Source organism: Abiotrophia sp. HMSC24B09 (assembly GCF_001815865.1).
Taxonomy (GTDB): domain Bacteria; phylum Bacillota; class Bacilli; order Lactobacillales; family Aerococcaceae; genus Abiotrophia.
Genome location: NZ_KV822198.1, coordinates 238 through 484 on the forward strand (window position 1 = coordinate 238; position 247 = coordinate 484).

Here is a 247-nt window from a genome sequence, read left to right on the forward strand (position 1 = left end):
TGAGCCAGCCCACCCTGATTATTTCAGACGTTCATTCCGGCCTCAGAGCAGCCATCCAGCACTGTTTTGTCGGCGTCCCTTGGCAACGTTGCGTCTTTCATTTCTTGTCCAACATTGTCGAGACCATTCCCAGAAAAGGGAGTTTCGAGGCACGCGCTAAGTTGAAGGCCATTTTCCAAGCGCCCACCGCCGAACATGCAAGACGGCTTAAGGAAGCTTTTGAGGCTTCTGTCGCGGACAATCCTCG

General features: G+C 53.4%; 1 protein-coding gene. It reads left to right on the plus strand.

From position 1 onward, the window contains the following. Positions 1–53 precede the first annotated feature (53 nt). A partial coding sequence (locus tag HMPREF3093_RS10015; RefSeq protein ID WP_373880575.1) for a transposase occupies positions 54–247 on the plus strand: 194 nt, incomplete at its 3' end.